Annotated in this window: 5 protein-coding genes; all 5 read left to right on the top strand. The window is 36.5% G+C overall.

Going from position 1 to position 3,303, the window contains the following annotated elements:
- Window positions 1-686: HNH/ENDO VII family nuclease (locus tag ACFINU_RS09410; protein ID WP_375618905.1), on the top strand; the 686-nt coding region annotated here is incomplete at its 5' end.
- Window positions 687-750: 64 nt separating this feature from the next.
- The gene (locus ACFINU_RS09405) at window positions 751-1,347 is read left to right on the top strand and encodes an SMI1/KNR4 family protein (protein WP_375618904.1); all 597 of its coding nucleotides are present in this window, start codon (window positions 751-753) and stop codon (window positions 1,345-1,347) included.
- A 42-nt stretch (window positions 1,348-1,389) separates the two neighbouring features.
- The gene (locus tag ACFINU_RS09400; protein ID WP_375618903.1) at window positions 1,390-1,980 is read left to right on the top strand and encodes an SMI1/KNR4 family protein; all 591 of its coding nucleotides are present in this window, start codon (window positions 1,390-1,392) and stop codon (window positions 1,978-1,980) included.
- Between the two features lie 52 nt (window positions 1,981-2,032).
- A complete protein-coding gene (locus tag ACFINU_RS09395; RefSeq protein ID WP_375618902.1) occupies window positions 2,033-2,617 on the top strand; it encodes an SMI1/KNR4 family protein in 585 nt (194 codons plus the stop codon).
- Window positions 2,618-2,663: 46 nt separating this feature from the next.
- Entirely contained in the window at window positions 2,664-3,233 is a 570-nt protein-coding gene (locus ACFINU_RS09390) for an SMI1/KNR4 family protein (protein WP_375618901.1), read from the top strand.
- Window positions 3,234-3,303: the final 70 nt, after the last annotated feature.

The raw sequence follows: 3,303 nt of genomic DNA, 5'->3' as shown, positions 1-3,303 counted from the left end.
TATTGACTGAAACAGCATCCCTAATGACAGGAGTTGCTGGAGCAGCCAAGGGAGGCATAAAGCTTGGCGAAAAGGCTTGGATTAAACTCATGGCTAGGAAAGATTTTGCCCAATTTGCTTCCAAGAAAAATCTTGCAGAACTTGCAGCTCAAGGAGATCCTGACAAACTAGCTGCTAGGAAAGAACTGACCAAACTTGCTGCTAAAGAAAAAAAGCTTTGGTTAAAAAAGAAACCCACTAAATTTACCGATAGCAAATTTGGACAGACTAACAAAGCCTATCAGAGAGACGACCTGTTTGATCCTAACCAAAGGGTTAAATGGAGAGTAAACAAGAAAGACGTGTGGGGCACCAATATTGAAAGGATGGAAACAGGAAGAGCACCTATAGGATTTGATGGTGAGCCTGTTGAGTTGCATCACCTAAAGCAAACGCATGAGGGGCCCATAGCAGAAATTGGCAGTAAAGATCATAACAAATATAGTTCCGTGATTCATGCTCCTTCCAAAACACATCAATCGCTTATAGAGAGAGAAAAGTTTAATAAGTGGAGAGAGGAATATTGGAAGGAACGCGCTAAAGGGTATAGAGAACAAAAAAACAGTAATTTAGGAGAAATAATTGATATGAAATGGGGTATTATAGGTCTAGATTTTGACAGATGGGGACAGGAGCATCGGCAGTAATACTCTACGGTTGATGAAAAGAGAAAAAACAGAGATTTATAGAATAATTAATGGAGAATAATTGATGAAAACCTATACCTTAGATGATGTTGCAGTCTTAATTGATAAAGTAAATAAATATGATGAAGAGATTATCAATTTGGGTACTGAAGATGATGGAGAGAATGAAACAAATGATTTACAGATTGAAAAGGCGGAGAAAGCTTTGGGTTTGCAATTCACATCCTCTTACAAAGTTTTCTTAAAAAAATATGGAGGAGGAGAAATTGGTGGTGATGAAATATTTAGCATTTATGGAGATTGTGGGGAAGGTATTCCTGCTGGTGATATTGTTTACCGAAACTTACTCAATAGAGAACGTGGTTTTGTGACACCAGAACAGCTTTTCATTAGCAGAACAGATTTTGGTGAAACCTTTTATTTTGATTATACGCAGTTTAGGGATGGAGAATGTCCAATCTATGTCATGCTTTCATCTGAAGATTCTGAATATTACGCTAGCAATTTTTATGAATTCCTTTGCAAAAGAATTAAAGAAAGCGTGGGAGCTGAGATACCTGATGGTGATCAACCAATTGAAAAGATTGAGAACACTCCCGCTCCGCAACCTATCCCTTTTTACAAGAGCTTTTGGAAAAAACTATGGAGGAGGGGCAATTGATAGGGGAAATATGGAGCGTTACGCAAGTTTTGAGGATCATCTATGAAAACCTATACCTTAGCTGATGTTGCAGTATTAATTGATAAAGTGAATAAATATGATGATGAGATTATCAATTTGGGTAGTGAAGATGATGAAGAGAATGAAACAGATGATCTACAGATTGAAAAGGCGGAGAAAGCTCTCGGTTTACAATTCACATCCTCTTATAAAGTTTTTTTAAAAAAATATGGAGGAGGAGAAATTGGTGGTGATGAAATTTTTAGCATTTATGGAGATTGTGGGGAAGGTGTTCCTGCTGGTGATATTGTTTACCAAAACTTACTCGATAGAAAACATGGTTTTGCGACACCAGAACAGCTTGTCGTTAACAGAACAGATTTTGGTGAAACCTTTTATTTTGATTATACGCAGTTTAGGGATGGAGAATGTCCAATCTATGTCATGTTTGCGGATGAGGAGTCCGAATATTACGCCAGTAATTTTTATGAATTCCTATGCAAAAGAATTAAAGAAAGCGTGGGAGTTGAGATACCTGATGGTGATCAACCAATTGAAAAGATTGAGAACACTCCCACTCCGCAACCTATCCCTTTTTACAAGAGTTTTTGGAAAAAACTATGGAAGAGGTGAAATTGATAGAGGAAATATGGAGCATTTATAACGCACGTTTTGAGGATCATCTATGAAAACCTATACTTTAGATGATGTTGCAGTATTAATTGATAAAGTGAATAAATATGATGATGAGATTATCAATTTTGGTACTGCAAAAAATGCGGTTGATGATTTTGTAATTGAAAAGGCGGAGAAAATTCTCAGTTTACAATTTACATCTTCTTACAAGAGTTTTTTAAAAAATTATAAAGGAGGAGAAATTGGTGGCGAAGAAATTTTTAGCCTTTATAAGGATTGTGGGGAAGGTATTCCTGCTGGTGATATCGTTTACCAAAACTTAAATGATAGAAAACGTGGTTTTACGACACCAGAACAACTCGTTGTGAGTTATGATCTTGGTGAAACCTTTTATTTTGATTATACGCAGTTTCGGGATGGAGAATGCCCACTCTATGTCAGGCTTCCATCTGAAGATTGCGAATATTACGCCAGTAATTTTTATGAATACCTTTGCAAAAGGATTATAGTACACGCGGGAGAAGAGATACTTGATGGTGATCAATCGATTGAAAAGACTAAGAACACTCCCAGTCCGCAACCTATCCCTTTTTACAAGAGTTTTTGGAAAAAACTATGGAGGAGGGGCAATTGATAGAAGAAATACGGAGCGTTTATAACGCAAGTTTTGAAGATCATCTATGAAAACCTATACCTTAGATGATGTTTTAGAATTAGTTGATAAATATAATGGTGATATTATCAATTTTGGTACTGAAGATGATGCAGTTGGTGATTTCGTGATTGAAAAGGCGGAGAAATCTCTCGGTTTACAATTTACATCGTCTTACAAGAGTTTTTTAGAACATTGTAAAGGCGGGGACATTGGTGGTGAAGAAATCTATAGTCTTTATGATAATCCTATGGGTATTCCTGCTGGTGATATTGTTTTTCAGAACTTAAATGATAGAAAACGTGGTTTTGTGACAGCAGAACAGCTTATCGTGTGTGAAGCTGATTTTGATGAAACCTTTTACTTTGATTATACGCAGTTTCGAGATGGAGAATGTCCAATCTATGTTATGTTTCCATTGGATAATTGCGAATATTACGCCAGTAATTTTTATGAATTCCTTTGCAAAAGAATTAAAGAAAGCGTGGGAGAAGAGATACCTGAAGGTGAACAACCGATTGAAAAGATTGAGCACACTCCCACTCTGCAACCTATCCCTTTTTACAAGAGTTTTTGGAAAAAACTATGGAAGAGGTGAAATTGATAGAGGAAATATGGAGCGTTTATAACGCACGTTTTGAGGATCATCTATGAAAACCTATACCTTA

Origin of the sequence: Bartonella sp. AC130YNZD, from assembly GCF_042196865.1 — a bacterium.
In the GTDB taxonomy this organism is placed as follows: domain Bacteria; phylum Pseudomonadota; class Alphaproteobacteria; order Rhizobiales; family Rhizobiaceae; genus Bartonella.
The sequence above is the reverse complement of the archived record's forward strand: the minus strand, read 5'-3'. Positions and strand labels throughout refer to the sequence as shown.

What these genes read in the sequence shown, in the direction of transcription:
- ACFINU_RS09405 (WP_375618904.1), top strand. Translation starts at nt 751, where the DNA reads ATGAAAACCTATACCTTAGATGATGTTGCAGTCTTAATTGATAAAGTA.
- ACFINU_RS09400 (WP_375618903.1), top strand. Translation starts at nt 1,390, where the DNA reads ATGAAAACCTATACCTTAGCTGATGTTGCAGTATTAATTGATAAAGTG.
- ACFINU_RS09395 (WP_375618902.1), top strand. Translation starts at nt 2,033, where the DNA reads ATGAAAACCTATACTTTAGATGATGTTGCAGTATTAATTGATAAAGTG.
- ACFINU_RS09390 (WP_375618901.1), top strand. Translation starts at nt 2,664, where the DNA reads ATGAAAACCTATACCTTAGATGATGTTTTAGAATTAGTTGATAAATAT.